This window comes from Mycobacterium sp. E1715, assembly GCF_001667625.1.
In the GTDB taxonomy this organism is placed as follows: Bacteria; Actinomycetota; Actinomycetes; order Mycobacteriales; family Mycobacteriaceae; genus Mycobacterium.
The window spans coordinates 1-4,336 of sequence record NZ_LZJJ01000296.1; the positions used below are offsets into that span (position 1 = coordinate 1).

At 71.6% G+C, this 4,336-nt stretch carries 4 protein-coding genes and 2 pseudogenes; all 6 read right to left on the reverse strand.

Annotation, left to right across the window (positions count from 1 at the left end; genetic code table 11):
- Nucleotides 1-381: pseudogene (locus tag A9X03_RS14985) on the reverse strand (c-type cytochrome biogenesis protein CcsB); the annotation flags it as partial.
- Complete coding sequence (locus A9X03_RS14990) at nt 378-2,018, reverse strand: cytochrome c biogenesis protein ResB (protein WP_068261686.1); 1,641 nt, start codon at nt 2,016-2,018, stop codon at nt 378-380. The gene A9X03_RS14990 and the pseudogene A9X03_RS14985, both read right to left, overlap by 4 nt.
- Nucleotides 2,018-2,797 (reverse strand): cytochrome c biogenesis CcdA family protein, encoded by a 780-nt coding sequence (locus A9X03_RS14995; protein ID WP_067268699.1) that lies wholly within the window; start codon nt 2,795-2,797, stop codon nt 2,018-2,020. Before A9X03_RS14995 ends, A9X03_RS14990 begins: the two co-directional genes overlap by 1 nt.
- A complete protein-coding gene (locus tag A9X03_RS15000) occupies nt 2,794-3,366 on the reverse strand; it encodes a TlpA disulfide reductase family protein (RefSeq protein WP_068261690.1) in 573 nt (190 codons plus the stop codon). The genes A9X03_RS14995 and A9X03_RS15000 overlap by 4 nt, the downstream gene beginning before the upstream one ends.
- 17 nt (nt 3,367-3,383) lie before the next feature.
- Nucleotides 3,384-3,992: a histidine phosphatase family protein gene (locus A9X03_RS15005; protein ID WP_067748321.1), complete on the reverse strand. Its 609-nt coding sequence runs from the start codon at nt 3,990-3,992 to the stop codon at nt 3,384-3,386.
- Nucleotides 3,992-4,336 (reverse strand): annotated as a pseudogene (locus A9X03_RS15010) (aspartate aminotransferase family protein); the annotation flags it as partial. The pseudogene A9X03_RS15010 and the gene A9X03_RS15005, both read right to left, overlap by 1 nt.

Consider the following 4,336-nt stretch of genomic DNA (forward strand, 5'->3'; position numbering starts at 1 on the left):
CGCCCCGGCGAGCAGCCCGCACATGCAGGTCAGGTTGATGAACTCGTACATGTTGCCCCACGGCACCCGCACGGTGGCCAGGCCGCGCAGCACGATGCAGGCGAACAGCAGTCCGATGCCGAGGTAGACCACGGCCAGCCCGGCCCGCCCGACGCGCTCGTCCAGCGGCCGCCCGGGGACGTCCTCGACGATGCCGGGGGTGACGCTGTCCGAGGCGACCGCGCCGGCCAACACCCGCTCGCGCCGGTCGACACGGCGGCCGCCTGCGTACGCCAGCTCGAAGGCCAGCAGCAGCAACGCGATGACGAGCGCCACCACCGCCGACGTGAACGCCCAGTCGGAGTAGCGTGCCAGCCCGACGTTGACGTGCAGTGTGTTCATTTGACGTCCACCTCAGAACTCCTTCTGGACGCGGGGGGCTTGACCGCCTCCGCGACGTCGGGCCGACCCAGGCCGTCCAGCACCCGCTCGGTCAACCGCTCGAACTCGTCGCCCCACCCGGAGTTGTCGGTGCGGGCCAGCCCGCCCAACTCGACGTTCACCGTACCGGTCCCCGGAGTGAGTCTGACCCACACCCGGCGGCGGCGCACCAGCAGCGACACCAGCAGGCCGGCCATCATCGTGATGGCGAAAACGAGCACCCAGATCTGCCCTGGGTCGTGGGAGACCTGCAGGTTGACGAACGGCACGGCGCCGTCGAAGCGGACGACGGTGCCGGCCGCCGGGCCCGCCTCGATCCGGACCTCCTGTCCGGCCCGCAGGTTGACCCGCTTCTCCTTGGTCAGCCGGCCCTGCTGGATCAGTCGCGGATCCAGCGTGAACAGCGACTGCGGCCGGCCGGTGTCCAGCCCGGTGTCGCCGCGGTAGATGTCGACGGCCACCGCCGGGGCGTTCAGGGCCGGGAAACGCGACGACAACAGGGTGCCGTCGAGCTGCTCGGTCGGCGCCAGCAGGCCCTGGATCGCGATCTCGTGCTGGCGGCGGTCGGCGGCATTGGGATAGCTGCCGGCGGGCGGGTCGATGCGCACCACCCCCGACGAGAGCAGCGTCTGCGGGTTGTCCGGCCGCCATTGCACGGTCGACGTGCGCGTCTGCCCGTCCGGGAACCTCACGGTGAAGGTGGGCGCGTAGCCGTGGCCCTGCAGGTACACCCGGTCGCCGCCGATTCGCAGCGGGTGGTTGACCTCCAGGCGGTAGGGCCGCCAGGTGTTCGCCGTGAGATCGCCGCCCGATTGGTAGTCGATGTCGGCGGCGAACGAGGTGGCCTGCCCCGACGGCAGGTAGTGCGCCTGGAAGTCGTTGACCCGGATGCAGATCGGATTCAGCGACGTGCCGTCGACGGTGTTGCCGGCGCGGAACGAGTCGAACGCGGCCGGCGAGGCCGAGCAGAAGCCCGGGCCGGAGTCGGCGATGACGATGACGTTGCCCTCGTAGCCGAAAAGCTTCCCGACGGCCACCGCGACCAGCAGGCCCAGCAACGAGAAGTGGAAGACGATATTGCCGAATTCGCGCAGGTAGCCCTTCTCGGCGGACACCTCGACCAGGCCGGCCTCGTCGTCGTCGGGGTGTCGGATGGCGGTGCGCCAGCCGCGCAGCCGGCCGGTGATGTTGTTCGCCAGGGCGTTCAGCTCGTCGGGGTCGGCCGGCAGCTGCGCGCTGGCGTGCTTGGGCAGGCGGGCCAGGTTGCGCGGGGCGGCCACGGGGGTGGCGCGCAGGCTGCGGGCGTGCTCGATCATCCGCGGCGTCAGGCAGCCGACCAGCGACACGAACAGCAGCACGTAGACGGCCGTGAACCAGAAGCTGGAGAACACGTTGAACGCCTGCAGCCGATCCAGCCACGGCCCGATGACCGGGTGGGCCTTCAGGTAGTCGTCGACCTTGCCGGCGTTCAGGCTGCGCTGCGGCAGCAGCGCCCCCGGTATCGCCCCCAGCGCGAGCAGGAACAGCAGCACCAGCGCGGTGCCCATCGAGGTCAACGCGCGCCAGGTGTTGCGCCCCCAGGCAACGAGTCTCGCCATCAGATCGGCAGCCTCACGTCGGACACGAACGCGTCGCGCAGCCAGGAGACGAAGTCGTTCCACACCCCGCTGACCAGCAGGACACCGACCGCGATCAGCAGCGCGCCGCCGAAAACCTGGATGGCCCGGGTGTGGCGCCGCAGCCAGCCCAGGGCGCCCACGGCGCCGGCCGAGCCGAACGCCAGCAGCACGAACGGTATGCCCAGCCCCAGGCAGTACGCGATCACCAGGACGATCCCGCGGGCCACGCTCGCGCCGTCGGTGGCCGAGGCCACGGTGATCACGCCGGCCAGCGTCGGCCCCAGGCACGGCGTCCAGCCCAACGCGAAGACCGCGCCCAGCAGCGGCGCCCCGGCGACGGTCGTCAGCTGGCGCGGGCTGAACCGGGCCTGGCGTTGCAGTGCCGGGATCAGGCCGACGAAGGCGAGCCCCATCACGATCGTCAGCACGCCCCCGACCCGCTGCAGCAGCAGCTGGTTGGTGATCAGCGTGGTCGTCATCCCGAGGACCGCGACCGTGCCCAGCACGAAGATCGTGGTGAATCCGGCGACGAACAGCGCCGCCGAGCCCGCGACCCGCCACCGCGCCGACGGCGGCGCTTTGACCTGGCCGGGCAGGGGCTGCTCGTCGACGCCCACGACGGCGGCCAGGTAGGACAGGTAGCCGGGCACCAGCGGCACCACGCACGGGGAGGCGAAGGACACCAGCCCAGCCAGCAGGCACACGCCGAGGGCCACCAGGAGCGGTCCGGCGGCGGCGATCTGGGTGAATCCGGTCACTCGCGGGCCAGCTTCTGCACCACGGGTTGCAGGTCGGCCGCCAGCAGTTCGCGCAGGAACACCGCCGCGACCCGGTGCTGGCGGTCCAGGACGAGCGTGGAAGGGATCACGGTGGTGGGGTACTTGCCGCCGAACGCGATCAGGGTGCGCATCGCGGGGTCGTAGATCGAGGGGTACGTCACGTGGCGGTCGTTGACGAAGTCCAGCGCGGCCTGCCGGTTGCTGTCGCGCACGTCGATACCCAGGAACGACACCCCGGCGTCGCGGGTGGCGTCGTAGACCTGCTGCAGCTGGCCGACCTCGGCGCGGCAGGGGCCGCACCACTGGCCCCAGATGTTGATGACGACGACCCGGCCGGCGAAGATCGGGTCGTTCAGCGACAGCGGGTGGGCGGGGTCGGCCAGGTCGGGGCCGGTCAGCGGGCCGGGGCGGCCGCGGGCCGACGGCGGGTCGTAGTAGATGTCGGTCTTCCCGCCCGGCGAGACGAATTCGAAGGTGCCGCCCTGGGCCACCGCGTCACGACCGGACGAGCAGCCCGCAACGAGGGTCGTCACCAGGACCCCCGCCATCGCCAGTCGCCATGCGATCAAAGCGCCGCCGGCTCCCGATACTCGACGTCGGCCAGCCGGTCGCCCTCGTACACCAGGGTGGTGATCGAGCACAGCCCGCACTCCCGCCTGCGCGGGTCGTGCCACAGCCGCCTGCCGGTGAGGTGCAGCCGCAGCGTCCACACGGGCAGCTGGTGGCTGACGCACACCACCTCGCGGCCGGCCGCACGCGCGCGGGCCTTGTCCACCGCGGTCGTCATCCGCGCGGCGATCTCGGCGTACGGCTCACCCCACGACGGGGTGAAGGGGTTGCGCAGCTGCCACCAGAACCGCGGGTCGCGCCAGGCGCCGTCACCCGGGCCGACGCGGCGGCCCTCGAAGAAGTTCGCCGATTCGATCAGGTCGTGGTCGGTGTCCACGGCCACGTCGTGCTTGGCGGCGATCGGCGCTGCGGTTTCCTGGGCCCGCTGCAGCGGGGAGGCGACCACCGCGACGATGTCCCGGCCGGCCAGCGCGTCGGCGACCGCGGCCGCTTGCTCGCGACCCTTGTCGGACAGGTGGAATCCGGGCAGCCGTCCGTAGAGGACGCCGCTCGGGTTGTGCACCTCGCCGTGGCGCACCACGTGGACTCGCGTTTGATCGGCCATCAGGGCTTGTCCTCCTGGGCGGCCGCTTCGGCCGCGATGGGCAGGGCTTCGGCGATCCGGTCGAACGCCGCGTCGTCCAGCGCCGCCGAGACGAACCAGGCCTCGAAGGCGCTGCAGGGCGGGTAGACGCCCGCATCCAGCAGGGCGTGGAAGAACGGCGGATAGCGCCAGGTCTGGCTGGCCCGCGCGGAGGCGAAGTCGGTCACCGGCGCGTCGGTGAAGAACACGCTGAGCATGTTGCCGGCCCGTGAAAGCTGATGCGGCACAGACGCATTGGTCAATGACTCGGAGAGCAGGGCGGCCAGCCGGTCGGCGTTGGCGTCCAGCGCGGCGTAGACGGCCGC